Genomic DNA, 24,374 nt, shown 5'->3' with positions numbered 1-24,374 from the left:
GCTCAGGACCGGGGGAGCAGCGCCCAGACGTGCTTGGCCCGCGCGCTGGCGTACCAGCCGTGGCGCAGCGCCATCCGCGCGATCAGGTAGAGGCCGAGGCCGCCCTCACTGGGGTCGCGGTTGATCGCGGGCCGCGGTGGCCGCGCCGCCGCGGCGTCGGACACCTCGATCAGGTAGCCGGTGTCGGTGGAGCGGACGGATGCCTCCACCCGGCCGCCACCGCCGTGCCGCAGCGCGTTGGACGCCATCTCGTCGAGGGCCAGGATCAGCTGGTCAAGGGCGTCGGGATCGACCGAGGGGCCCATCGCCCCCCGCACGTGGGCGCGCATCGCCGGCAGTTCGGCGACGCCGCCGAGCTGCCAGTCGAGGAGCCGCTCCGCGGGCGGAGGAGCCGCGGACGGCCACACGCCGTCCGCCGCCTGCCCTGTCACGTGCCGAACCCCGAATCCTCGACCGCCGCCTCGTGGGCGGACCAAACTCTGTCTATCGGTTCGGCAGGCACTCGCCAAACCTGGATGCGACGCAGATCACGTCACGTCCGGGCCGGAGATCCCAGCGCGGCGAGGTGAGCCCCCACCACGGCGGGATCGCGCATGACCGCCCCCATGACGGCGACCCCGTGCGCCCCGGCGGCCAGGCAACCCGGCACGTCCTCCGGTCGCACGCCGCCCAGCGCGAGCACCGGCGGCGCTCCCGGGACGAGCGCGGCCAGCCCGGCGAGCCCGAGCGCCGGGCCGTACCCGGGCTTGGACGCCGTGGGGAAGACCGGCGACAGGAAGACCCAGTCACAGCCCTCGGCCGCTGCCTGCGCCAGCTCCGCTGCCGAGTGGCAGGAGCGGCCCACCAGCGGAGGCCGCTCCGGAGGGAACGCGTCGTCGGCCGAGAGGTGCACCGCAGTGCCGTCCGGAGCCCCGGCCGCGCCACCCCAGATCAGCACGCCGCCCACCGGGTCGAGCAGCGTGCGCAGCTCCCCGGCGAGCGCGCGCCGCTCGGGCAGGGGCAGGTCCTTGTCCCGCAGCAGCACCGCCCGGGCGCCGGCCGTCACGGCCGCCGCCACCACGTCCGGCAGCGGCCGGGACGTCTGGGTGCGATCGGTGACGACGACCAGCCGCGGAACGCTCACAGCTCCGGCATGCCGTCGAACGACGTCGAGGCCTCGGCGTGCCAGCGACGCGGGATCCGGCCCGCCAGCAACGCCTGCCGGCCGCCCTCGACCGCCTGGCGCATCGCCAGCGCCATGCGCTCGGGGTCGCGGGCGCGGGTGACGGCCGAGGCCAGCAGCACCGCGTCGCAGCCGAGCTCCATGGCCAGCGCGGCGTCGGACGCGGTACCGATGCCGGCGTCGAGGACGACCGGCACCGCGACCGCCTCGCGCAGCAGGGCGATGTTGTGCGGGTTCCGGATACCCAGACCGCTGCCGATGGGGGAGCCCAGGGGCATGACCGCCGCGCAGCCGACGTCGGCCAGCCGGCGACCGAGCACGGGGTCGTCGGTGGTGTAGGCGAGCACGGTGAAGCCGTCGGCGACCAGCTGCTCGGCGGCGTCGAGCAGCTCGACGGCATCGGGCAGCAGCGTGCGTTCGTCGCCGATGACCTCGAGCTTCACCCACGGGGTGCCGAACGCCTCGCGGGCCAGCTGGGCGGTGCGCACCGCCTCCCGGGCGGTCCGGCAGCCGGCGGTGTTCGGCAGCAGCCGGACCCCGGCGCGCTCCAGGACCTGCATCATCGAGCCGCCGGCCGAGGCCTCCACCCGCCGCAGCGCCACGGTGACCAGCTGGGTGCCCGACGCGCGCACCGCGGACTCGAGCGTGTCGAGGCTCGGGACGCCGCCGGTGCCCAGCAGCAGCCGCGAGTGGAAGGTCTCCCCACCGAGCACGAACGGGTCGGTCGCCTCCTCCCGCTCCAGCGCGGGCGCGAGGTCGTCGGTGCGCAGGTCCTCGGTCGTCATCTCAGCCTCCTGCGGTCGGGGCGAGCACCTCGACGGCGTCGCCGGGTGCCAGCGGGGTCTGCGCCCAGCTGCTGCGCGGGACGACGTCGCCGTTGCGGGCCACGGCGACGCGGTCGTGCCCGCCGGCGCGGTCCGCGACCAGATCGGCCACGGTCGCACTGTCGCCCAGCTCGACCATCTCGCCGTTGACGGTCACCTGCATCTCGGATCTCCCTCCGACGTGCCGACGGCGAACCGGTCGGCGGTGAACGGCGCGGCCACCTCGGGCAGGGAGCCGCTGACCAGCAGCTCGGCCGTCGTCTCGGCCGTGACCGGGGTGAGCAGCACACCGTTGCGGTGGTGCCCGGTGGCCAGCACCAGGCCGGCCAGGGACGACGGACCGAGCAGCGGGGCGTTGTCCGGGGTGCCCGGGCGCCAGCGGGCCAGGGTCTCGGCGAGCTCGAGCTCCTCCACCTCGGGCACGACCTCGATCGCGTCGTGCAGCAGGTCGTGCACGCCGCCGGCGGTCACCCGTGCGTCGAAGCCGCGGTCCTCCACCGTGGCGCCCACGATCACCCCGCCGTCGCCGTAGGGGACGAGGTAGACGTGCCGGCCGCGCACCAGGGCCCGGACGGTGCCCTGCAGCAGCCCGTCGGCACCGGCCAGCCGCAGGATCTGCCCCTTCACCGGCCGGACGGGCAGGGCGGGGAGGCCGGGCAGGCCGCCGCTGTGCGCGCCCAGGGCCAGCACGGTGCTGCCGGCCGGGACGAGCCGCCCGGAGGCCAGCCGCAGGCCGACGGCGCGGTCGCCCTCGACCACCACCTCGGCCACCCGCTCGCGCACCAGCTGCACGCCGGCCGCGGCGGCCGCGGCCAGCAGCGCGGCGTGCACCGCGCGACCGTCCACCGAGTGATCGCCCTCGACCAGCAGCCCACCGCGGACCCGCGGGGTGAGCGCGGGTTCCCGGCGGCGCGCCTCGCGGGGGGTCAGCCGCTCGGCGGTCAGCCCCAGTTCGCGCTGGAAGCGCAGCAGCGCGTCGACCTCGCGGACGTCGTCCTCGTCGAAGCCCAGCACCAGGGTGCCGGTGGTGCGCAGCCCCACCGGCAGGCCGGAGGCCGCCTCGAGCTCCGCGGCGAACGCCGGCCAGCTCGCCAGCGAGGCGAGGCCCAGGCGCAGCAGGTCCTCCTCGCGGTAGCCGGCCTCGGCCACCGGTGCCAGCATCCCGGCCGCGGCCAGCGACGCACCCGCTCCGGGGGCGTCGTCGACGACGGTCACCGAGAGCCCCCGGCGGGCGGCCCGCCAGGCGACCGACAGCCCCACCAGGCCGCCGCCGGCGACCACGACGTCGGTCATCCCCGTCGGCGGGTGGCCAGGACGACGGGCACGGTCAGGGCGACGGCCACCGCAAGCCCGACCAGCGACGCGGACCAGCCGTTGGCCGGATCGATGCCGAGATCGGCCTGTCGCGCGCTCCACCACGCCGTCCAGCCGGCGCCCGGGCCCGGGAAGAACGTGGGCAGGGTCAGCTGGTAGGCGACGAACCCGGTGACCCACGGCAGCAGGTACAGCGGGCGGGCCGGCGCGGTGTCGGAGGTGTCCCAGCCCCCGCGCGGGGTGAGCCAGTACGCCACCAGCAGCACGCCGGCCAGGGGCACGAACACCGCGCCGATGAGGAAGAGGAACGGCTCGTAGGCGACCACGTCGAGGCTGAAGGCCAGCAGCGTCGCCACGCCGCCGACGGCCACCGCCAGCACCCGCCGATCGAGCCGGCCGACGACGTTCTGCGCGGACACCGCGGTCGAGTACACGTTGGCGAAGGCCTCGTCGAGCTCCACGGTGACCAGCACGAGCACCGCCAGCGCGCCGAGCGGCACGGCCAGCAGCGCGTCGATCACGTCCAGCCCGCCGCTGCCGTAGGCGGCCAGCGCCAGCACGCCGAGGGTGAACATGGCGACGGTGGCCAGCCCGTACCCCACGCCAGCGCCCACACCGGCGGCCCGCGCGCTGCGCGCGTGCCGGGTGTAGTCGGCGGCCAGCGGCAACCACGAGACCGGCAGCGCGATGACGATGTCGGCCGCCGTCCAGAACGAGGTGGCCCCGCCGCCCTCGAGCGGGGGCAGCGGCTCGGCCAGCACCTGGACGAACAGGTAGACGACGGCGGCCAGCGCGGCCCAGATCGCGTAGCGGGCGAGCACGCGCACGACCCCGAGCGGCCGGAGCGCCATGGCGGTGGCGAGCACGCCCGCGGCGAGGACGAACGGCCAGCGCGGTGCGTCGAGCACCCGCGACGCCGCCTCGGCGATGATGACGATCTCGAACGTCGCCCAGCCGATGCACTGGACGAGGTTGAAGGCCGTCGGCAGCCAGGACGTGCGCCGGCCGAGCAGGCCGCGCAGCAGCACCATCCCGGGCACCCGCTCCCGCGCGCCCGCCGCCGCGACCAGGCCCAGCAGGACCGAGCCGATGACCGCGCCCACGACGATGGCGGTGAGGGTCACCGACAACGGCCGGCCGGGCAGCACGACGAACACCGCCGCGACCGGCAGCAGCAGGCTGACGCCGAGGTTCGCCCAGAGGCCGAACGTGTCCCGGAGGCCGAGCGTGGGCGGTGGTGCCTCACCGAGGGTGAGGGGTGCTTCAGTGGTCCGGACGTCGTCCGATGTACTCATGATCGCTCCCTACGCCGGCATTACCCGGTCAGGTTCCAGCGGTCGGCGACGCATCCAGTCGCCCTCTCAGCCCGGTCGACCCGAGCTCCCGCACATGTGCGACCGAACTCTAGCCCCCGCCCGTACTGTCGCGCCGTGCCGACGTCCGACCTGCTCCGCGACCACCCCACCGCCTGGGAACGGGCCACCCGTCATCCCTTCCTGCTCGGCGTCCGCGACGGCACGCTGCCGGCCGGGGCCTTCGACACCTGGCTCGTGCAGGACCACCACTACGTCGCTGACCTGCTGCGCTTCCAGGCCCGGCTGCTGGCGCGCGCCCCCCGCCCGGCGCAGGCGGTCCTCGCCGGCGGGGCGGTCGCCCTCGTGGAGGAGCTGGCCTGGTTCGAGGAGCTGGCCGGCCGCCGTGGCCTCGACCTCGATGCGCCGCGACTGCCGGCCACTGCGGCCTACGCCGCGCTGCTGGAACGCCTGGACGCCGCCGCCGTCCCGGCGGCCGTGACCGCGCTGTGGGCGGTGGAGCGGGTCTACCTCGACGCATGGACGGTGGCCGCTCCGGGGGCCCCGGAGTACGCCGCGTACGTCGCGCACTGGACCGCGCCGGGCTTCGCCGGGTACGTGGACGGGCTGGCGGCCGCGGCCGACGCCCTCGGCGGCCGGCACGACGACGTGGTCCTCGAGGTGCTCGACGCCGAGGTCGCCTTCTGGGACACCGCGTGGGACGCCGCATGAGCCTCGCCCGCCGCCTCTGGGCGGACTCGGCCGACCTGGCGGACGCCACGCTGGCCCACCCGTTCGTGCAGGGCCTGGCCGACGGGTCGCTGCCGCGCGAGCGGTTCGCCGGCTACGTCGCCCAGGACGCGTTCTTCCTGCAGGCCTTCGCCCGTGCCTACGCCATGGCGGTCGTCCGCAGCCCCGACCGGGCCGGTCTGGAGGCGTTCGCCGACCTGCTGGCCGGCGTGCGGGAGGAGCTCCGGCTGCACGACGGGTACGCCGCCCGCTGGGGGATCGACCTGGCCGGCGTCGAGCCCGCCCCGGCGACCTCGGCCTACACGGACTTCCTGCTGGCCACGGCGGCGACCGGCGGGCTGGGGGAGATCTGCGCGGCGATGACGCCGTGCATGCGGCTCTACGCCCACCTCGGGCAGTCGCTGGCCGGCCGCCCCGCCGGCACCTACGCGGAATGGGTGACCACCTACGCCGACCCCGGTTTCGAGGAGCTCGCGGCCACGCTCGAGCGGCTGCTCGACCGGTACGCCGAGGACAGCCCGGACGTGGCACGGGCCTACCGGCGGGCCATGGAGCTGGAGCTGGGGTTCTTCGCGGGGGCCTGGTCGCCGGAGGGCGGGCGGACCTGAGGGCGCGGTCGGGCTAGGCTCGTCCGTGACACGGGGTGCCCGCTCGCCGGGCTGAGAAGACACCCGTCGAACCTGCCCAGGTCATGCTGGCGAAGGGATGTCACCGACGTGGACGTCGATGCACTCGCGGCCGCTCGTGCCGCACTGACCACGAGCAGCCCGCTCGTGCACTGCCTGACCAACACCGTCGTGCAGACCCTCACCGCGAACGTGCTGCTCGCGGTGGGCGCCGCGCCGGCCATGGTCGAGGCGCCCGAGGAGGCCGGCGACTTCGCCGCGGTCGCCTCGGCCCTGCTCGTCAACGTGGGCACGGTGCACGGCCGCTCGGCCGAGGCCATGCGGGTCGCCGTCCGCTCCGCCGTCGCGGCCGGCACGCCGTGGGTGCTGGACCCGGTGGCCGTCGGCGGGCTGCGGTTCCGCACCGACCTCGCCGTCGAGCTGGCGGGCAGCGGGCCGGCCGTGGTGCGGGGCAACGCCTCGGAGGTCATGGCGCTGGCCGGCGCCGGCTCCGGCGGGCGCGGCGTGGACTCGACGGCCACCGCCGACGACGCCCTGGAGGCCGCGACCGCACTGGCCGCGCGCACCGGCGGGGTGGTGGCCGTCAGCGGGCCGGTGGACCTGGTGACGGACGGGTCCCGCACCGTGCGGATCGGGGGCGGGTCGGCCCTGCTCACCCGGACGACGGGGGCCGGGTGCGCCCTCGGCGCCCTGGTGGCCGCCTACGTCGCGGTCAGCGGCGATGCGCTGACCGGGGCGGTCGCCGCCCACGCGCACGTCGCCCTCGCCGCCGAGGCCGCGGCCGCCGTCGCCGCCGGCCCCGGCACGTTCACCCCGCTCTGGCTCGACGCCCTCGATGCGGTGACCGACCTCGGCGCTGCGCAGGTGACGGGATGAGGCCGGCCTTCGACCCCGCGCTCTACCTGGTCACCGACACGGCGCTGGCCGGGCCGCGGGGCGTCCCCGACGTCGTCCGGGCCGCGGTGGCCGGCGGCGTCACGGCGGTGCAGGTCCGCGACAAGACGGCGTCGCGGCGGGAGCTGTACGCGCTCACGCTCGCCGTCCGCGAGGCGCTGGCCGGCACGCCCGGCGTGGCGCTGTTCGTCAACGACGCGGTGGACGTCGCGCTGCTCGCCGGCGCCGACGGCGTGCACATCGGCCAGGACGACCTGCCGCCTGCCGAGGTCCGCGCGCTCCTGGGCCCCGATCGGCTGCTGGGCCTGTCCGCGGGCACCCCGGCGGAGATGGCGGCCACGCTGGCGCTGCCCCCGGGCACCGTCGACGTCGTCGGCATCGGGCCGGTCTGGTCGACCCCCACCAAGCCCGACGCCGGCACCGGCCTCGCCCCCGAGGGCGTCGCGGCGCTGGCGGCGCAGGCCCGCACCGCAGGGCTGTCGACGGTGGCGATCGGGGGCATCGACGTCGCGCGGGCTCCGCAGGTGACCGGCGTGGACGGGATCTGCGTGGTGTCCGCCATCTGCGCCGCCCCCGATCCGCAGGCGGCGGCCCGGTCCCTGCGGTCGGCCCTCGCCGCACGGGAGCCGGCATGACGCCCGTCGCGCTCACCGTCGCCGGCAGCGACCCCAGCGGCGGGGCCGGCATCCAGGCGGACCTGAAGACCTTCAGCGCGCTCGGCGCCTACGGCACCGCCGTCCTCACCGCGCTCACCGCGCAGAACACCCGGGGCGTCACCGGCGTGCACCCGGTGCCGGCGGCGTTCGTGGCCGACCAGGTGACCACGCTGCTCGACGACGTGACGGTGCACGCGACCAAGACGGGCATGCTGGGCACGGCCGACGTCGTCCGCGCCGTCGCCGCCGCGCTGGCCGGTCGGGCTGCCGGGCCGGTCGTGGTCGACCCGGTCATGGTCGCCACGAGCGGGGACCGGCTGGTCGACGACGGCGCCGTCGCCGCCGTCCGCGACGTGCTGCTGCCGGTGGCCGACCTCGTGACGCCCAACGTGCCCGAGGCGGCGGTGCTGCTCGGCGTCCCGCCGGCGGGGTCGGCGGACGAGTTGCCGGGTCAGGCGCGCGCCCTGCTGGAGCTCGGCCCGCGGGCCGTCCTGCTCAAGGGCGGGCACCTCGGCGGGCCCGCGAGCGTCGACGTCCTCGCCACCCCGGCCGGCGTCCTGACGTTCACGCGGCCGCGGCTGGACACCCGGGCCACCCACGGGACCGGCTGCACGCTGGCCGCCGCGATCGCCGCCCTGCTGGCCCGGGAGCGGGCGGGGGCGGTGGACCGGGCGGCAGAGGTGACCGGCTGGGCGCCGGTGGTCGAGGGGGCCCGCGACTACCTGCAGCGGGCCCTGGCCGAGGGGGAGGCGCTGGGCATCGGCTCGGGGCACGGGCCGGTCCACCACTTCGCCGGCATCTGGGACGCCTGAGCGCCGATCAGAGCACGAAGCCGAGCAGCAGATGGCCGTTGAGGCCGATGACCAGCGCGGCGACGACCCCACCGACGACGGTCGTGATCCGCCGGTTCACCCAGCCACCCATGAGGTCGCGGCTGCTGGTCAGCCACAGCAGCGGCACGAGGGCGAACGGGATGCCGAAGGAGAGCACCACCTGCGACCACACCAGCGCGGTGGTCGGGTCCCCGCCGAACACCAGCACCGCGAGCGCCGGGGCCAGGGTGATCAGCCGGCGGGCCAGCACGGGGATGTGCCGGCGCAGGAAGCCGGCCATCACCACCTGGCCGGCGTGCGTGCCCACCGAGGACGACGCGAAGCCCGAGGCCAGCAGGGCCAGGGCGAAGGCCAGCGCCGCCCCGGTGCCCAGCTGGTCGCCGAGGCCGGCGTGGATGCCCTCGAGGGTGTCGGCGTCGTCCCCGCCGGTGAACAGCTGGGCGGCGATGATCAGCATCGCGGCGTTCACCAGACCGGCCAGCCCCATGGCCACGACGATGTCGATGCGCTGCGCACGGAGCAGCCGGCGTCGCCCGCCGGCGGTGCGGCCGGCGGTGACCACGTCGCCGTAGCGGCCCGGCGTGAGCGCGGAGTGCACGTAGATGACGTGCGGCATGACCGTCGCGCCGAGGATGCCGGTGGCCAGCACGATGCTCTCCGAACCGGAGAACGACGGCACCATGCCCCCGGCGACACCGCCGGGGTCCACGCCCGAGCCGAGCAGCGTGTAGCCGAAACCCAGCCCGATGACCAGCAGCAGCCCGGTGATGACCCGCTCGAAGGGCCGGTGCCCGCGGGACTGCGCCGCCAGCAGGATGAAGGCGACGACGGCGGTGATCAGCCCGCCGATCGGCAGCGGCACCCCGAACAGCAGGTTGAGCGCCACGGCGCCGCCGACGATCTCGGCGAGGTCGGTCGCGATCGCCACCGCCTCGGCCTGCAGCCACAGCCCCTTGGTGACCGGCCTGGGGAGGCGTTCCCGGCACAGCGTGGCCAGGTCGCGGCCGGTGGCCATGCCGAGCTTGGCGGTGAGGGACTGGATGAGCATCGCCATGAGGTTGGCCGCGACGATCACCCAGAGCAGCGTGTAGCCGAAGGCGGCGCCGCCGGAGAAGTTGGTCGCGAAGTTGCCCGGGTCGACGTAGGCCACCGCCGCCACGAACGCCGGGCCGAGCAGCGGCCAGATGCGCCGCCGTCCCGTCGGTGCGGGCGCCGGCGGGGCCGGCCGCGGGCCGGCGACCAGCGTGGTGGGGAGGACGGCGGCCTCGGTCTTCGACAGGTACACGGCGGCCTCTCGGGGTGGTACGGGCGGGGAGATCGGACGGTCGGGCGCGAGCTGTGGGCGGTCGCTCCTGTCCTGCCCGGCACCGGTGACACGTCGGGGCCGACCCGTGGCCCCCGGGGGCCAAGCAAGGCTTACCGAAGACCACCCCCGGGCCACCGGCCGCTCGGGGCGGCCGAGTCCCCCGAGGGCCCAGGTACCGCGCACGCCGGATCTACTTGAACTCTCAAACAGTGGGGAGGACACTGAGGGCGTCGACCGCCAGTGCAAGGAGCTCCCGGTGCCCGTCCAGCGCCTCAACCACGCCGTCCTCTACGTCCGCGACGTCGAGCGCAGCCTCGCCTTCTACCGCGACGTCCTCGGCTTCCGGGTCCGGGTCGAGATCCCGGGGCGCGCGGTGTTCCTGCAGGCCGAGGGGTCGACCAACGACCACGACCTCGGCCTGTTCGCCATCGGCGCCGGCGCCGGACCGTCGCAGGCCGGGCGCGCCACCGTCGGGCTCTACCACCTGGCGTGGGAGGTGGACACGCTCGCGGAGCTGGCCCGCATCCGGGACGGGCTCCTGCTCGCCGGCGCCCTGGTCGGGGAGTCCGACCACGCCACCACCAAGGCGCTCTACGCCCAGGACCCCGACGGCCTCGAGTTCGAGGTCTCCTGGCTGCTGCCGGCCGACCTGATCACCGACGAGGTGCGGGCCCAGGGTGCGACGACCCGCCCGCTCGACCTGGCCCGCGAGATCGAGCGGTACGGGGCGAGCACCCCCGGGGGGATCGGCGTCTCCGTGCACGCCTGAGCGGTGGCCGGCGGGAGTGAGGAGGCCGGCACCTGGGCAGGGACGGACCGTTCCCCACCGTTCCTGGAGGTCCCCGTGCCCGAGTCCGCCCGCCCCCTCGCCCTCGTCACCGGTGCCTCCAGCGGCATCGGCCTGGAGCTGGCCAAGCAGTTCGCCCAGAACGGGTTCGACCTGATCGTCGTCGCCGAGGACGACGAGCTCGCGCCCGCGGCCGCCGAGCTGCGCGGCCTGGGGGTCGACGTCTCCGACGTCCGCGCCGACCTGACCAGGAGGGCCGAGGTCGAGAAGGTCATCGCCGCCTATCGCGGCGGATCTGGCCGCCCGCTGGCCGCCGCGGCGCTCAACGCCGGCGTCGGCGTCGCCGGTCGCTTCGCCGAGACCGACCTCGAGGCCGAGCTCGGCATGGTGGAGCTGAACTGCGCCTCCACCGTCCAGCTGGCCAAGGCCGTCGTGCAGGACATGGTCGCCCGCGGCGAGGGCCGGATCCTGTTCACCTCGTCGGTCGCCTCCCAGGCGCCCGAGCCCTTCCAGGCCGTGTACTCCGCGACCAAGGCGTTCGTGCAGTTCCTCGCCCTCGGCATCCGCGAAGAGCTCACCGACACCGGCGTCACGGTCACCGCGCTGCTGCCCGGACCGACGGACACCGAGTTCTTCGACCGGGCCGACGCCACGGACACCAAGCTCGGTGCCTCCGACTCCAAGGACGACCCCGCCCAGGTCGCCCGCCAGGGCTTCGAGGGGCTGATGAAGGGCGAGGCGTCGGTCTTCGCGGGCTCGGTGACCAGCAAGCTGATGGGCAAGCTGTCCGCTGTCCTGCCCGACGCGGTCGCCGGGAAGTCGCACAAGCCGATGACCCGTCCCGGCTCCGCCGAGTAGCTGCCCGGCGGGGGCGCGGCGACGATCGGACCGTGCCCGTGCCCCCGCCGCCCTCGCCGCTCGTGCCCTGCACGCTGCAGGCCGGGCCGTGGTGCCTGCGCCCGTGGCGCGAGGACGACGTCGACCAAGTGTGGGCGGCGTTCCAGGACCCCGACATCCGGCTCTGGAACGGCGGCGGCGTCGGCTCGCGCACGGACGCGCTGGTGCTGCTGGGCCGCCGGCTGGACTGGAGCACCGGCGACCACGCGTCCTGGGCGGTCGTGGGCCGCGGCGACGACGGCGCCGTCCTCGCCTCGGTCTCCCTGCACTCCATCGACCGGCTGCAGGGCGGCGCCGAGGTCGGCTACTGGACCGTGCCGTCGGCGCGCGGCCGGGGCCTGGCGGCGATCGCCGTCGACACGGTGTGCCGGTGGGCGTTCGCCACCCTGCCGGTCGACCGGATCGAGCTCTGCCACGCGGTCGAGAACGTCGCGTCGGGCCGGGTGGCCCGGAAGGCCGGCTTCACGCACGAGGGGCGGCTGCGGCGCTCCTACCGGTACGGCGACGGCGAGAAGCACGACGAGCACCTCTGGTCGCGGCTCGCTCAGGATCCCGGGCCGGAGCTCCCCCGGCCCGCCTGAGCGGTTCCCGGGACCAGGCTCCGCTCGCCGGCGCGCAGCCCCGCGCCGATCAGCCGCCGCAGCAGCACGAGGGCGGCGGCGGTGGCGATCGCGCCCCAGGACGGGTCCCCGGCGAGGCGGAGCAGGCCCGCGGCCAGCAGCAGCTCGAGCAGGACAGGCAGCGCCGCAGTGGGCCGGCGGGTACGGACGAGCACCACCGCGCCCGCCGCCAGCGCGGCCACGCCGATGACCAGAGCTGCGACGCCGGTCAGCTCCTCGAGCGCGCTCACACCGCGTGCCCCTGGTGCCCGGGCGCGGTGACGCGGGCGTGCTCCTCGTCGACCTGGCGGCGTTCCTCGGCGATCTCCTTGGAGAGGAAGAAGTTCAGCGCCGTCCGGATGGCGGCCACCGCGGCGAGCTGGCCGAGCTCCTCCCAACTGGGCGCGACCGCTGTCCGCAGGACGTCACTGGCCAGCTGGAACTCCAGCCCGAGCGCGAGGAAGCGGCCCAGGGTCAGCCGGACCGGGACGAAGGCCGCGGTGGTGCGCTGGGTGAACCCGACCCAGACGAAGCGCGCGAAGGCCCAGACCGCCCCGATGATGATCACGGCGGCGCCACAGGCCTCGACGATCGCGACCAGGACGTTCACGGCCTCGGCCAGGAGTTCTTCCATGCCGCGGCCCTACCCCCTCCCCGCGCCCGCAGACCCCGGTCGGGGCCTTTCAGAGGGGGACGGCGAGGCCCTCGGGGCTCGGCTGGACGAGGGCGGAGGCGATCTCCTCGCGCATCGGCTCGAGCCCGGCCCCGCCCAGGACGACGTCTCGGGCGAAGCGGTGCCAGCGTGCGGACCCCCGCACCATGCCGTGCCCGCCGGCGATGGTGAAGCGGGCCACCCGGGCGTGCGCCCGGCGGGCGCGGACGGCGAAGTCAGCCGACAGCCGGGCCGGCACCCAGCGATCGCCCAGGCCGTGCAGGATCACCACGGTCTGCCCGCCCAGGTGCATGACCGGCTCGCCGGGCGGGGTCCAGGGCGCGAGGGCGCAGACGGCGGTGACCGACGGCTCCCCGCCGGCACGGAGCACGGCCCGGCCACCCATCGAGTGGCCGACCAGCACGATCGGGACGTCGGTGCCGTACTGGGTGCGCAGCCGGTCGACGGCCCAGCGCACGTCGTGGAAGGCGTCGGCGGCCTCGCCGTTCCAGCCGGCGACCCGGTAGCGGAGCAGGGCGGTGGCGATGCCCCGGTCGGCCGTGCTGCGTTGCACGAGCTGCTCGACGGCCCGCATCCGGACCACGGAGAGAGCCCGATCCCGGGGCGGCTCGATGCCGGCGACGGTGCCGCCGTGGCAGAACAGCGCGACGCCCCGGGTCTCCCCGAGCGCCGGCCGCTGCTCCAGCTGAGGGGAGCGGCGGCCGGCGTCCGGGTCGATCGGGGCGGTCACGGGGTCCTTCTGAGCTCAGGAATCGTCAACGACGGGGCTTGCCGCCCAGTTTCACCCGCGCCCGCTCGCCCAGTTCGCCGGCCTTGAGCAGCCCGTTGCTCACCGCGGAGGGACCGGTCCGCCGCTCCAGCGCGCGGCCGAGCCCGCTCAGCACCTTGGTGGCGAGCGGGGCGAGGACGGTGAGGACGACCCACATGCGGAGCCGGCGGGTGAGGAAGAGCCACATGGGCACCCACTCTGCCCTGGTCCGGCGCAGGCCGCCCTGGCGAGGTCAGGCCGGGTCGTCGGCCAGCTTGACGATCATCTTGCCGGTGTTGCCGCCGCGCAGGAGGTCGAGGAAGGCCGGTACTGCCTGGTCGAGCCCCTCGCGCACCGTCTCGCGGACGACCAGCTCCCCGGAGGTCACCAGCGGCGTCACCTTCTGGATGAAGTCCTCGCGCATGTCGGCGTGGTCGCTGACGATGAAGCCACGCAGGCTCAGCTTCCGGCCGACCATCAGCCCCATGTTGCGCGGGCCGGGCTGCGGCTCGGTGGCGTTGTAGCTGGAGATGGCGCCGCACAGGGCGCCGCGGCCGAACTCGTTGAAGGCGCCGATCGCGGCCTCCAGGTGCTCGCCGCCGACGTTGTCGAAGTAGACGTCGATGCCGTCGGGGGCGGCCTGGGCGAGCTGCTTGGCGACCGGCCCGTCGTGGTAGTCGAACGCGGTGGTGAAGCCGAGCTCCTCGGTGAGCCAGCGGACCTTCTCCGGGCTGCCGGCGCTGCCGATGACCGCGGCCGCGCCGTGCAGGCGGGCGAGCTGCCCCACGATGCTGCCGACCGCTCCCGCGGCTCCGGAGACGAAGACGACGTCACCGGCCTTGAACTCCGCGAGACGGAACAGGCCCACCCACGCCGTCAGCCCGGGCATCCCGAGGACGCCGAGGTGGTAGCTGGGCGGGATGCCGGGGAGCTCGGGCAGGACCTGGACGGCCCGGGCGTCCAGGACGGCGACGTCCCGCCAGCCGGCGTTGGTGGACACCAGGGCGCCCTCGGGGACGTCGGGGGAGCGGGACTCGATCACCCGGCCGACCGCGCCGCCCTGCATCGTCTCGTCCACCTCCCACGCTGCCGCGTAGGACTTCCCGGCGTTCATCCGGCCGCGCATGTACGGGTCGACGGACATCGCCAGCATCCGGACGACGACCTGGCCGTCGGCCGGGTCGGGGTGCTCGACCTCGACCAGGCGGAAGTCCTCGGGCTTCGGCTCGCCGTGCGGACGGGCCGCCAGCTGCCACTCACGTGTGGTTAGGGACACATGGCCGATCATGCCCGCGGCGCGTTCCCGCCCCCGGGCGGGGTCATCGGTGGTGCACGACGCAGTTGCCGGGCGGGCCTACGCTCGGAGCATGATCTTCTCCCGGACCAAGACGCAGCCGGTCTCGGCCGAGGACGCGCTGCCCGGCCGTCCCGGCCCGCTCCCCGGCGTGCCGCAGGTGCACGCCGTCAACGGCAACCGCATCCAGCCGCCGTTCCCGGAGGGCATGCAGACCGCCGTGTTCGGTGCCGGCTGCTTCTGGGGCGTCGAGAAGGTCTTCTGGCAGGTGCCGGGCGTCTACGCCACCGCGGCCGGTTACGCGGGTGGCTTCACGCCCAACCCGACCTACGAGGAGACCTGCTCCGGCCGGACCGGGCACACCGAGGTCGTCCTCGTGGTCTTCGACCCCGCGGTGACCTCCTACGAGCAGTTGCTCAAGGTGTTCTGGGAGGACCACGACCCGACGCAGGGCATGCGGCAGGGCAACGACGTCGGCACCCAGTACCGCTCGGCGATCTACTACGCCTCGCCCGAGCAGGAGGCCGCCGCCCGCGCGACCCGCGACGCCTACCAGGAGCGGCTGAAGGCGGCCGGTTACGGCGAGATCACCACGGAGATCGAGCCGCTGGGCGAGTTCTTCTACGCCGAGGACTACCACCAGCAGTACCTGTACAAGGTGCCGAACGGCTACTGCCCGGTGCACTCCACCGGCGTCTCCTGCCCGGTGGGGCTCTCCGGCGTCTGATCGGGCCGGACGGCGCCGCACGGGCCGGCGTCCGGGCCGGCTGGTTTGCTGGGGGCATGGAGTCCCTGCGCACGCCGGACGAGCGGTTCGCCGATCTGCCCGGCTTCCCCTACGAGCCCCGGTACGTCGAGGTCGACGACGGCGAGGGCGGGCGGCTCCGCGTCGCCTACGTCGACGAGGGCCCGGCCGACGGCGAGACCGTGCTGCTGCTGCACGGTGAGCCGTCCTGGTCGTTCCTGTACCGGAAGATGATCCCGGTGCTGGCCGGCGCGGGCCTGCGCGTCGTGGCGCCGGACCTGATCGGGTTCGGCCGGTCGGACAAGCCGGTGAACCGGGACGACTACAGCTACGCGCGGCACGTCGGGTGGATGCGCCAGGCCCTGCTGGACCAGCTCGACCTCTCCGGCATCACGCTGGTCGGCCAGGACTGGGGCGGCCTGATCGGGCTGCGGCTGGTTGCGGAGAACCCCGACCGGTTCGCGCGCGTCGTCGTCGCCAACACCGGGCTGCCCACCGGCGACCAGCCGATGAGCGATGCGTTCCTCGCCTGGCAGCGGTTCTCGCAGGAGAGCCCCGACTTCCAGATCGGCCGGATCGTCGGCAACGGCACCGCCCAGGGCGCCGCCCCCGAGGTGGTCGCCGCCTACGACGCGCCGTTCCCGGACGACCGCTACACCGCCGGTGCGCGGATCTTCCCGACGCTGGTGCCCACGTCGCCGGACGACCCGGCCGCGGCGGACAACCGCGCCGCCTGGGAGGTCCTGTCCCGCTGGGAGAAGCCCTTCCTGACCGCGTTCTCCGACAGCGACGCGATCACCCGGGGCGGCGAGCGGGTGTTCCAGAAGCTCGTCCCCGGCGCCCAGGGGATGCCGCACACCACCCTGGCCGGCGGCGGGCACTTCCTGCAGGAGGACGTCGGCCCGGAGCTCGCCCGCGTCGTGGTCGAGCTGATCGCGGCCACCCCCCGGTGACCGCTGCCGCGGACTTCTTCGCCCAGTTGCGGCGCGCACCGGACATCGAGGCGCCCGAGCTGGTCGCCGTCGACGCCACCGACCGGCTGCTGCTGGACGAGGCCGCGGCCGCTCTCGCGCTGTGCGGCCCCGGGGAGGTCGCCGTCGTCGACGACTCGCACGGGGCGCTGACCCTGGGTGCGGTGGCGCTGCACGGTGCCCGCGACGTCCGGGTGGCGCAGGACCTGCTGGTGGGGGAGCGGGCGCTGACCCGCAACGCCGAGCGCACCGGTCTGGCCGGCACCTACCGCTCCCTTCCGCTGGCCGAGGTGGCCGCCGGCGCCCGTGTGGTCCTCGTGCAGGCGCCCAGGGCGCTGGACGCCCTGCGGGAGATCGCCGAGCTGGTGGCGGCCGTGGCCCCGCCGGACGTCACCGTGCTCGTCGGTGGCCGGGTCAAGCACATGACCCGCGCGATGAACGACGTCCTGGGCGACTCGTTCACCGACGTGTCGGCCACGCTGGCCCGGCAGAAGTCGCGGGTGCTGGTGGCCCGCGGTCCGCGCCCGGGGCCGCCGTCCTTCCCGCGCTGCCAGCAGCACCCGGAGCTGGGGCTGACCGTCTGCGCGCACGGTGCCGCGTTCGCCGGGACGAAGATCGACATCGGCACCCGGGCGCTGCTCGGCCGGCTCGGGGACATGGCCCCGGAGGCCGGGACCGCCCTCGACCTGGGCTGCGGTACGGGGGTCCTCGCCGCCGCCCTGGCCTCGGCGCGGCCCGCGCTCGGCGTGCTCGCCGTGGACCAGTCGGCGGCGGCGGTGGCCTCCACCCGCGCGACGGCCGCCGCGAGCGGGCTCGAGGGACGGCTGAGGGTGATCCGGGACGACGCGGCCGAGACCGTGCCGGACGCGAGCGTCGACCTGGTGGTGTGCAATCCGCCCTTCCACGTCGGGGCCGCGGTCGTCACCACGGCGGCCGACCGGCTGTTCGGCGCCGCCGCGCGGGTGCTGCGCCCGGGCGGCGAGCTGTGGACGGTCTACAACAGCGCCCTCCGCTACAAGCCGACGCTGGCCCGCCTGGTCGGGCCGACCCGGGTGGCCGAGCAGTCCCCCAAGTTCACCGTCACGGTCTCCACGCGGCGCTGACCCGCGGGGGCCGCCCGACGGGCGGGACGAGAAGGTGCGGCAGCCGTCCTGCTTTCCGCTGTAGTCGCTCCAGCAGGGGCCGAAGTAGAGCGCACGGTGGAGAACCACCGCTCAGCTCGGCGATGGAGATGCACGATGCCGCGTTCCTTCTGGTCCGACCGGCCGCTCGGCGTCAAGCTGGCCGCCCTCGTCGCAGCGGGCGCGGCGGCGCTCGGCGTGTTCGCCGTCGTCACCGTCGGCGCGCTGCAGGACACCGGCGAGCGCACCGAGGAGGTGCTGGCCAGCGCCGAGGTGACCGGGGACGTCCTGCTCGCCGACATGATGCACGACGCCGTGCGGGCCGACGTGCTCCAGGCGCTGCTCAGCGACGGCACCGGCGAGCTCTACGCCGGTGCGGTCAGCGACCTGGCCGACCACGCCGACACCTTCCGCGCGATCATGGCCGAGGCGCTGTCCGACGATCTCAGCCCGGCCGTGACCGCGGCCGTCGAGACCGTGACGCCCGCCGTGGAGGCCTACCTGACCTCGGCGGACGCGATCGTCACCACCGCCGGCAGCGACCCGGTGGCCGCCGCGGCCGCCTACCCGGAGTTCTCCCTGGCCTTCGCCGCGCTGGAGGAGGAGCTGCCCGCGATGGGCGACGCCGTCACCGCCTTCGCCGAGTCGGCCGCCACCAGGAGCAGCGACGAGCGCGGGACCGCGATCACGCAGTCGATCGCCGTCGCCGTCGTCGGCGTGCTGGTGCTCGCCCTGCTCGGCTGGGTGGTGACCCGGTCGGTGGTCCGTCCGCTGAACAAGGTGCGCGCCGTCCTGGCGGGGCTCGCGGACGGCGACCTGCGGGGCTCCACCGACGTCACCAGCCGGGACGAGGTCGGGCAGATGGCCGCCTCGCTGGAGACCTCGATGGCCAATGTCCGCGAGGTGATGACGGCGATCGGTGACAGCTCCACGACGCTGGCGTCGGCCACCGAGCAGCTCACCGCCAGCGCCCGCGACATGGCCCGGCTCGCCGAGGAGTCCTCGCAGCAGAGCAACATCGTGGCCGGTGCGGCCGGCCAGGTGTCGACCAACGTGCAGACGGTGTCCGCCGGCTCCGAGCAGATGGGCGCCTCGATCCGCGAGATCGCCCAGAACGCCAGCGAGGTGTCCCGGGTCGCCGGACAGGCGGTTGCCGCGGCCGACGACACGACGGCGACCGTCGCGAAGCTGGGGGAGTCCTCCCTCGAGATCGCCGGCGTCGTGAAGGTCATCACCAGCATCGCCGAGCAGACGAACCTGCTGGCGCTCAACGCCACGATCGAGGCCGCCCGGGCGGGCGAGGCGGGCAAGGGCTTCGCGGTGGTGGCCAACGAGGTCAAGGAGCTGGCGCAGGAGACGGCGAAGGCCACCCAGGACATCACCGCCCGGGTCGAGGCGATCCAGGCCGACACCGAGGGTGCGGTCCGGGCGATCGGGGAGATCTCCTCGATCATCGCGCTGATCAACGACTCCCAGGGCACCATCGCCGCCGCCGTCGAGGAGCAGACCGCCACGACGACGGAGATGAACCGCAACGTGGCCGAGGCCGCGGTCTCGGCCGATCAGATCGCGGCCAACATCGACGCCGTCGCGACCGCCACCACGTCGACGACCCGTGCGATGACCGACGCGCAGGCGGCGATCGACGAGGTCGCCCGCATGGCGACCTCCCTGCACGGCTCGGTGGCCCGCTTCCGCTACTGATGCACCCCCGGGGCCGGGGCTACACTCGCCCGCGGCCACCGGTGCGTCCGGTGGCTCATCGCCGATCCACCCGTTCGGGTACCCCTGTGTCCGCGGAAGTGACCGGTGTGTCCGAGACTGGATGGATGCGGCCGGGAACGTCGGCCGACGGACAGGACGAGGGGCCGGTGGAGAGAGCGGCGGGCGAGCACGCGGAGCAGTCCTGGCTGCCCGCGCCGCGCGAGCCCGTCCCGTCCGGCCGGCGGCCGCACGCCGCGGGGGTGGTCGCGTCCGACGCCGAGGTGCTCGCCGTCGCCGTCCCGTACCTCGAGGAAGGCCTGCGCGAGGGAGACCTGGTCGCCCTGACCTGTCGCCCGGAGATCGCCCACCTGTTGAGCGACGCGCTGGACGGGCTCCTGCACCCCATCCCCAACGATCCACAGCTGTCCTTGCTCGGCAGCCGGGCGCCCGACGCCCTGGTCTCCTGCAACGCCTACCTCGAGCGAGCGAGCCAGACCCGCAACGGTCGCTTGCGGGTGCTCTCGGCGGTGGACTTCGGGGACGATCCGGCCGACTGGCGCGAGGGCCAACGATTCGAGTCCGTCGTCAACGGGCTGCTGGACGGCGACCAGGTGTCGACGCTCTGCCTGTACGACCGCCGGTACCTCCCCGAACCCGTGGTCGCCAGTGCCGCCGCGACGCATCCCCTGCTGGTCGACGGCGGTACCTGGGCGTCCAGCCCGCACTTCCAGGACCCCGGCGACTACGTGCGCTCGCTGCCGGTCCCCCGGGAGTCGGCCGAGGACGTGCCGCCCGCCCTCGTCGTCGAGGGCGCCACCAGCCTGGTCGGGCTGCGGCACACCATGGGAGCGGTCTTCGAGCGGGTGGTGCCCGATCGCGACCAACGGGAGGACACGCTCCTCGCCGGGGCCGAGATCGCGGCCAATGCCTTCCGGCACGGGCGTCCTCCGGTGTCCGCGCGGGTGTGGGCCGACGCCCGCACGCTGGTCGTGACCATCACCGACCGCGGCTCCGGCTTCGCCGACCCGCTCGCGGGGTTCCAGCCCGCGCACGGACCGGACCTCGGCCGCGGCGGCATGGGCCTGTGGCTGGCCCGCAAGCTCTTCGACCACGTCGATCTGCTGCCGGGGCCGGACGGGCTCACCGTCCGCCTCGCGACCCGCCTGCGCTGACGCGCGGGCCGCGCCCCGCCCGCCCGACCTGCCGGTCCTTGCTTCCTCTCTCCCGCACTGTTGACTGTGCGGTGTGATCGTGGTGACGGCGGCGGGCGGGCAGACCGGTGCCGCCGTCGTCCGAGCGCTGCGGGACCGCGGCGAGCAGGTGCGCGCGGTCGTGTCCCGGCGCGGGCCGCGTCCCGAGCTCACCGCCCTCGGCGCGGAGGTCGTCGTCGCGGAGCTGACACAGCCGATGCCGTGGGCGAAGCTCCTCGACGGCGCCGACGCGTTCCACCTCATCTGGCCGCACTTCGACCCGGACGAGGCCGAGGGGGCCCCGGCCCTGTTCGCCGAGGCGCGCCGGGCCGGGGTGGGCCGGGTCGTCTACCACTCGGTGCTGCGCCCGCAGACCCGCGTCCTGCCGCACCACGCGGCCAAGGACCGGGCGGAGGAGGCGCTGGAGAGCTCCGGCGTCGCCTGGCGGGTGCTGCAGCCGTGCGGCTACGCGCAGAACCTCGACGCCGTGCTGCCCGAGGTGGCGCGCACCGGGGTGCTGCGGTCCTACTGGGGCCTGCGGACGGCGCAGTCGCTGGTCGACGTCGAGGACGTCGCCGAGGCCGCGGCGGTGCTGCTGACCGAGGACGGTCTCGACGGCGGCACGTTCGAGGCAGCCGGCCCGGAGCCGCTGACGGCACCGCGGATGGCCGAGCTCATCGGCGAACGGCTGGGGCGCGACGTGGTCGCCGACGACGTCATCCCGGCCGGTGAGCAGCCGAGCGCGTACGCGGCACGCTGCCGCCGGGCGATGCTGGACCACCAGCGCGCCCACGGGTTCGTCGGCAGCCCGCGGGTGCTCACGGACCTGCTGGGACGGCCGCCGCGCGGCTTCGCCGAGCACCTGGCCCGGCTCGACCTCGAGGAGCTGCTCGACCGGGCCTGAGCGGACCGGCCCGGGAGCCGGCGTGCGGACCGGTCAGACGGGCTGGACCGCGCCGCTGCCGATCAGCGACGAGGAGTCCTTGCCGGACCGCTTGGCCTCGTACATCGCGGTGTCGGCGCGGTGCAGCAGCTGCTCCGCGGTGTCCCCGGGGGCGCCCAGCGCACCGCCGAGGCTCGCGGTCACCGACAGCGACGTCCCGTCGAGCACCATCGGGGCCCGCAACGCGCCCAGCAGCCGGTCCGCGACGTCCCGGAGCCGGTCGTCGTCGGCGTCGGCGAGCAGGACGGCGAACTCATCGCCGCCCAGCCGGGCGACCACGTCGTCGGCACGGACGTCGGCGGTGAGCCGGGCGGCCACGGTGACCAGCAGGCCGTCGCCGGCCGCGTGGCCCAGCGAGTCGTTCACGTCCTTGAAGTCGTCGATGTCGACGAAGAGGACGGCGGGCGGGGAGCCGGGGTCGATCGAGGCGGTGGCGGCGACCAGGCGCTCGGAGAACGCGGCGCGGTTGAGCAGACCGGTCAGCGGGTCGCTCAGGGCCTGGCGGCGCAGCTCGTCCTCGAGGCTCTTGCGGTCGGTGACCTCGCGGAAGTTGACCACCCAGCCCTTGATGCCGGCGGCGTTCACCCGGCCGCTGATCCGCATCTCCACCCACCGGGTGCCACCGGAGCTGTGCTCGACCCGGATGTCGGTGTCGACCGCGCCGGCATGGACGTCGGCGGCGTCGTCCGCGGCGGCCACCGCCGTGCGCAGGCGCGGCTGGTCCCGTGGGTCGGCCAGCTCGATGGCCTCCCGCCCCACGTAGTAGGCGGGCGGACGGCCGAGCAGCGACTGGACGGCGGGGCTGATGTAGGTGATGGTGCCGGACCGCGCCTCGACGATGGCGATCACGTCGGCGGCGTTCTCGAGCAGCAGCTGGAGCCGGGCCTCGCTGGCGGTCAGCGCGGCGCGGGTCCGCTCGCGGTCGGCGTCGAGGCCGGCCAGCCGCCACAGCGCCAGGCCGGTGAGCACCGCGGTGCCGAGACCGAGGACGTATCCGATGCCGCCGTGGCGGATGCTCCACAGGACCAGCAGGGCGGGGCTGATGAGGAGAGTGGTGCCCACGCCCATGACCCGGGAGCCGTCGGCCTCCTCGTCCGGTTCCGGTTCCCGCCCCATGTCGGCGACGGAGGGGTGCCGCGCGGCGATGGTCAGCGCGGCGACGGCCAGGAGCGGCAGCGGGTCGAGCAGTGCGATCTCGCGCAGCGGCGCCCCGACGATCAGCCGGCCGCCGTAGCCGATGACGGTGAGGGCGGCCGCGGCCAGCAGCCCCGTCGTGGCGACGGCCCGCTGGCGCCGGGACATGGCCAGCGGCACGCAGACCATGAGCAGCACGACGGAGAGCACCGGCGTGCCGATGCTCAGCTCCATGACCTCGTCGGCCGTCGTGCGCCCGTCGCTGGTGACGGCGACCAGCGCCAGCCCCACGGCCAGCACCAGGGTCGCGGTGTCCAGCCACGATCCGCGCTCGAGGCGGCGGCGCCCGCCGCGGACCAGGCCCAGCGCGCCGACCCCCATCGCGACGTAGGCCGCGACGTCCAGGACGGACTCCGCGGCGCCGGCAGCGCCCGCCTGGATGCCGGCCAGCTCGAGAACCTCGGCCAGGCAGCTCAGGAGGAAGAGGACCAGGCCCGCGCCCAGCGCCCGCCACGCCAGGGACGACGGCGTCCGGTGGCGGACGAGGGCGATGCGGACGGCGGCGATGCCGAGGGCGAAGAGCGCGACCTCGGCCGCCGGCCGCCACGGGCCCGTGGGCACGGAGACGACCCCGGCCACCAGCAGCACGACCAGCGCCCCGTGCAGCCAGGCGGCACGGGCGGTGGGGACGACGGAGGCGCTCACGGTCTCCCATCGACATCGGTGCCGATGACCTTGCGGGCATTCACCCGTGTGGGGGAGGTGCGCCCGGACGCATCCGCGCAGCTCAGGGCAGGGGTGGGAGGTCCTCGACCCGGAGATCGGCGCGGACCCGGAGGAAGCGCAGCGGATGCCGGAAGACCCCCGCCTGCAGCGCGGCGTCGGCGCTCACCTCGACCACCACATCGGGACGCACGCGGGTGAGCGGCACCGAGAGCCGTCCGCCGCCGAACCGGCCGGTGCCGATGCGATCGGGCCACGGGTGGTCGTCGTCGCCCGGCCGGAGGACGGCCGCCAGTTCCCCGGCCTGACGGGGCGACAGGGGGCTGGTGCGGCCGACGACCACCAGCTCGCCCGCGCGGTACCGCCCGGCCACCAGCTGGCTCGGCCGGTCGAGGGAGCCGATCACGCCGCCGGCCACCACCTCGGTGCTCTCCCAGCTCTTCACCTTCAGCCACTCCCGGCGGCCCGGCGCGTACCGGGTGCCGGCTCCCTTCGCGACCAGGCCTTCGACGCCGGCGACCCGGAAGTCCTCGAACCACTGCTGCGCCAGGGCGGGGTCGTCGGTGCTCGGGGACAGCTGCAGGGGCGGCGCCCAGCGGGCCGACAGGGTCTCCAGCTCGGCGCGGCGGCGGCCCAGGGTCTTGTCCCGCAGGTCGGTTCCGCCGAGGGCCAGCAGGTCGAAGGCGACGAAGGACGCCGGGTGGGCCGCGACCTGGGCGCCGATCCGGCCGGGAGAGGCGACCATGCGCTTCTGGAGCAGCCCGAAGTCGAGCCGGTCGTCGTGCCAGATCACGACCTCGCCGTCGACCACCGTGCCGGCCGGCACCTGGGCCAGCGCGGCCGCGGCGACGTCGGGGAACCGGTCGGTGAGGTCGCGCCCCTGCTTGCTCCACAGCCGCGTCGAGCCGGCGTCCCGGACGATCACCAGGCGGTAGCCGTCCCACTTCGGCTCGTACCGGCAGCCACCCGGCAAGGCGAAGGCCCGCGGGATCTCGCGCACCGGCTTGGCCAGCTGCACCCCCACGGGGCCGGTCAGCCCGGGCGGGAGCTCCGGGAGGCCGGGAGCGGTCAGCGGCACCGCACCAGCCTGGCCCGGGGGCGACCCGCGCGCACCCGGGAGGGCCGGGGGCACACCCGATCGGGCGGGCCCGAGGCGGCCGAGGCCCGCGGCGAACCACTCGGCGACGC

At 75.3% G+C, this 24,374-nt stretch carries 28 protein-coding genes and 2 riboswitches; of the genes, 14 read left to right on the top strand and 14 right to left on the bottom strand.

Annotated elements, in window-relative coordinates; translation table 11 throughout:
• Nucleotides 1–2 precede the first annotated feature (2 nt).
• The 6 genes from ACI793_RS04905 to ACI793_RS04880 form a co-directional block, all read right to left on the bottom strand.
• Nucleotides 3–431, bottom strand: a complete 429-nt coding sequence (locus tag ACI793_RS04905; RefSeq protein ID WP_456605250.1) for an ATP-binding protein — start codon at nt 429–431, stop codon at nt 3–5.
• A gap of 101 nt (nt 432–532) precedes the next feature.
• On the bottom strand, nt 533–1,123 hold the full coding sequence (locus ACI793_RS04900) for a thiamine phosphate synthase (RefSeq protein WP_456605249.1): 591 nt from the start codon (nt 1,121–1,123) through the stop codon (nt 533–535).
• A complete protein-coding gene (locus ACI793_RS04895) occupies nt 1,120–1,947 on the bottom strand; it encodes a thiazole synthase (RefSeq protein WP_456605248.1) in 828 nt (275 codons plus the stop codon). The genes ACI793_RS04900 and ACI793_RS04895 overlap by 4 nt, the downstream gene beginning before the upstream one ends.
• Before the next feature lies 1 nt (nt 1,948).
• A complete protein-coding gene (gene thiS / locus ACI793_RS04890) occupies nt 1,949–2,149 on the bottom strand; it encodes a sulfur carrier protein ThiS (RefSeq protein ID WP_456605247.1) in 201 nt (66 codons plus the stop codon).
• Nucleotides 2,140–3,279 (bottom strand): glycine oxidase ThiO, encoded by a 1,140-nt coding sequence (thiO, locus tag ACI793_RS04885; RefSeq protein WP_456605246.1) that lies wholly within the window; start codon nt 3,277–3,279, stop codon nt 2,140–2,142. The genes thiS and thiO overlap by 10 nt, the downstream gene beginning before the upstream one ends.
• Complete coding sequence (locus ACI793_RS04880; protein WP_456605245.1) at nt 3,276–4,595, bottom strand: purine-cytosine permease family protein; 1,320 nt, start codon at nt 4,593–4,595, stop codon at nt 3,276–3,278. The genes thiO and ACI793_RS04880 overlap by 4 nt, the downstream gene beginning before the upstream one ends.
• Nucleotides 4,585–4,697: riboswitch (TPP riboswitch) on the bottom strand. (Overlaps the previous gene by 11 nt.)
• A 33-nt stretch (nt 4,698–4,730) precedes the next feature.
• Here ACI793_RS04880 and ACI793_RS04875 point away from each other — a divergent pair.
• The 5 genes from ACI793_RS04875 to thiD all read left to right on the top strand — a co-directional run bounded on the left by ACI793_RS04875 (nt 4,731) and on the right by thiD (nt 8,330).
• Entirely contained in the window at nt 4,731–5,324 is a 594-nt protein-coding gene (locus tag ACI793_RS04875; RefSeq protein ID WP_456605244.1) for a thiaminase II/PqqC family protein, read from the top strand.
• Nucleotides 5,321–5,950, top strand: a complete 630-nt coding sequence (locus ACI793_RS04870) for a TenA family protein (RefSeq protein ID WP_456605243.1) — start codon at nt 5,321–5,323, stop codon at nt 5,948–5,950. The genes ACI793_RS04875 and ACI793_RS04870 overlap by 4 nt, the downstream gene beginning before the upstream one ends.
• A gap of 21 nt (nt 5,951–5,971) precedes the next feature.
• A riboswitch (TPP riboswitch) is annotated at nt 5,972–6,065 on the top strand.
• Nucleotides 6,059–6,844, top strand: a complete 786-nt coding sequence (thiM, locus tag ACI793_RS04865; protein WP_456605242.1) for a hydroxyethylthiazole kinase — start codon at nt 6,059–6,061, stop codon at nt 6,842–6,844. It overlaps the preceding riboswitch by 7 nt.
• A complete protein-coding gene (thiE, locus tag ACI793_RS04860) occupies nt 6,841–7,497 on the top strand; it encodes a thiamine phosphate synthase (RefSeq protein WP_456605241.1) in 657 nt (218 codons plus the stop codon). The genes thiM and thiE overlap by 4 nt, the downstream gene beginning before the upstream one ends.
• The gene (gene thiD / locus ACI793_RS04855) at nt 7,494–8,330 is read left to right on the top strand and encodes a bifunctional hydroxymethylpyrimidine kinase/phosphomethylpyrimidine kinase (RefSeq protein WP_456605240.1); all 837 of its coding nucleotides are present in this window, start codon (nt 7,494–7,496) and stop codon (nt 8,328–8,330) included. The genes thiE and thiD overlap by 4 nt, the downstream gene beginning before the upstream one ends.
• 7 nt (nt 8,331–8,337) lie before the next feature.
• On the opposite strand, the gene ACI793_RS04850 is transcribed toward thiD, so the two are convergent.
• A complete protein-coding gene (locus tag ACI793_RS04850) occupies nt 8,338–9,636 on the bottom strand; it encodes an Nramp family divalent metal transporter (RefSeq protein WP_456605239.1) in 1,299 nt (432 codons plus the stop codon).
• Between the two features lie 277 nt (nt 9,637–9,913).
• Here ACI793_RS04850 and ACI793_RS04845 point away from each other — a divergent pair, with 277 nt between their 5' ends.
• The 3 genes from ACI793_RS04845 (at nt 9,914) to ACI793_RS04835 (ending at nt 11,922) form a co-directional block, all read left to right on the top strand.
• Nucleotides 9,914–10,426: a VOC family protein gene (locus ACI793_RS04845; protein ID WP_456605238.1), complete on the top strand. Its 513-nt coding sequence runs from the start codon at nt 9,914–9,916 to the stop codon at nt 10,424–10,426.
• Between the two features lie 75 nt (nt 10,427–10,501).
• Nucleotides 10,502–11,302, top strand: a complete 801-nt coding sequence (locus tag ACI793_RS04840) for an SDR family NAD(P)-dependent oxidoreductase (protein WP_456605237.1) — start codon at nt 10,502–10,504, stop codon at nt 11,300–11,302.
• Nucleotides 11,303–11,334: 32 nt separating this feature from the next.
• Nucleotides 11,335–11,922, top strand: coding sequence for a GNAT family N-acetyltransferase (locus ACI793_RS04835; RefSeq protein ID WP_456605236.1), 588 nt, complete (start codon nt 11,335–11,337; stop codon nt 11,920–11,922).
• Here the strand turns inward: ACI793_RS04835 and ACI793_RS04830 are convergent.
• From ACI793_RS04830 to ACI793_RS04810, 5 genes are read right to left on the bottom strand one after another with little or no spacing between them, the layout of a single operon-like run.
• Nucleotides 11,886–12,191, bottom strand: a complete 306-nt coding sequence (locus tag ACI793_RS04830) for a hypothetical protein (protein WP_456605235.1) — start codon at nt 12,189–12,191, stop codon at nt 11,886–11,888. The genes ACI793_RS04835 and ACI793_RS04830 overlap by 37 nt on opposite strands.
• Nucleotides 12,188–12,574: a DUF1622 domain-containing protein gene (locus ACI793_RS04825; protein WP_456605234.1), complete on the bottom strand. Its 387-nt coding sequence runs from the start codon at nt 12,572–12,574 to the stop codon at nt 12,188–12,190. The genes ACI793_RS04830 and ACI793_RS04825 overlap by 4 nt, the downstream gene beginning before the upstream one ends.
• A gap of 49 nt (nt 12,575–12,623) precedes the next feature.
• The gene (locus ACI793_RS04820) at nt 12,624–13,343 is read right to left on the bottom strand and encodes an alpha/beta hydrolase (RefSeq protein WP_456605233.1); all 720 of its coding nucleotides are present in this window, start codon (nt 13,341–13,343) and stop codon (nt 12,624–12,626) included.
• Nucleotides 13,344–13,368: 25 nt separating this feature from the next.
• Nucleotides 13,369–13,569 carry a hypothetical protein gene (locus ACI793_RS04815; protein ID WP_456605232.1) on the bottom strand — a complete coding sequence of 67 codons (201 nt, stop codon included), beginning with the start codon at nt 13,567–13,569 and terminating at the stop codon, nt 13,369–13,371.
• 45 nt (nt 13,570–13,614) lie between these two features.
• On the bottom strand, nt 13,615–14,637 hold the full coding sequence (locus ACI793_RS04810; RefSeq protein ID WP_456605231.1) for an NADP-dependent oxidoreductase: 1,023 nt from the start codon (nt 14,635–14,637) through the stop codon (nt 13,615–13,617).
• 91 nt (nt 14,638–14,728) lie between these two features.
• Between ACI793_RS04810 and msrA the strand changes: the two genes are divergently transcribed.
• The 6 genes from msrA to ACI793_RS04780 all read left to right on the top strand — a co-directional run bounded on the left by msrA (nt 14,729) and on the right by ACI793_RS04780 (nt 21,290).
• Nucleotides 14,729–15,382, top strand: coding sequence for a peptide-methionine (S)-S-oxide reductase MsrA (gene msrA, locus ACI793_RS04805; RefSeq protein ID WP_456605230.1), 654 nt, complete (start codon nt 14,729–14,731; stop codon nt 15,380–15,382).
• Between the two features lie 56 nt (nt 15,383–15,438).
• Nucleotides 15,439–16,353 carry a haloalkane dehalogenase gene (locus ACI793_RS04800; RefSeq protein WP_456605229.1) on the top strand — a complete coding sequence of 305 codons (915 nt, stop codon included), beginning with the start codon at nt 15,439–15,441 and terminating at the stop codon, nt 16,351–16,353.
• Nucleotides 16,350–17,474, top strand: a complete 1,125-nt coding sequence (locus tag ACI793_RS04795) for a class I SAM-dependent methyltransferase (RefSeq protein ID WP_456605228.1) — start codon at nt 16,350–16,352, stop codon at nt 17,472–17,474. The genes ACI793_RS04800 and ACI793_RS04795 overlap by 4 nt, the downstream gene beginning before the upstream one ends.
• A 135-nt stretch (nt 17,475–17,609) precedes the next feature.
• A complete protein-coding gene (locus tag ACI793_RS04790; RefSeq protein WP_456605227.1) occupies nt 17,610–19,196 on the top strand; it encodes a methyl-accepting chemotaxis protein in 1,587 nt (528 codons plus the stop codon).
• A 167-nt stretch (nt 19,197–19,363) separates the two neighbouring features.
• A complete protein-coding gene (locus ACI793_RS04785; protein ID WP_456605226.1) occupies nt 19,364–20,368 on the top strand; it encodes an anti-sigma factor RsbA family regulatory protein in 1,005 nt (334 codons plus the stop codon).
• A 73-nt stretch (nt 20,369–20,441) separates the two neighbouring features.
• Nucleotides 20,442–21,290, top strand: coding sequence for an SDR family oxidoreductase (locus tag ACI793_RS04780; RefSeq protein ID WP_456605225.1), 849 nt, complete (start codon nt 20,442–20,444; stop codon nt 21,288–21,290).
• A 33-nt stretch (nt 21,291–21,323) separates the two neighbouring features.
• On the opposite strand, the gene ACI793_RS04775 is transcribed toward ACI793_RS04780, so the two are convergent.
• Together ACI793_RS04775 and ACI793_RS04770 are read right to left on the bottom strand one after the other, a co-directional pair.
• Nucleotides 21,324–23,168, bottom strand: a complete 1,845-nt coding sequence (locus ACI793_RS04775; protein ID WP_456605224.1) for a diguanylate cyclase domain-containing protein — start codon at nt 23,166–23,168, stop codon at nt 21,324–21,326.
• 82 nt (nt 23,169–23,250) lie between these two features.
• Nucleotides 23,251–24,264 carry an ATP-dependent DNA ligase gene (locus ACI793_RS04770; RefSeq protein ID WP_456605223.1) on the bottom strand — a complete coding sequence of 338 codons (1,014 nt, stop codon included), beginning with the start codon at nt 24,262–24,264 and terminating at the stop codon, nt 23,251–23,253.
• Nucleotides 24,265–24,374 lie beyond the last annotated feature (110 nt).

This window comes from Blastococcus sp. SYSU DS0617 (genome assembly GCF_054051075.1).
Note: the sequence above shows the minus strand (reverse complement) of the source record. Positions and strands in the feature narration are given on the sequence as shown.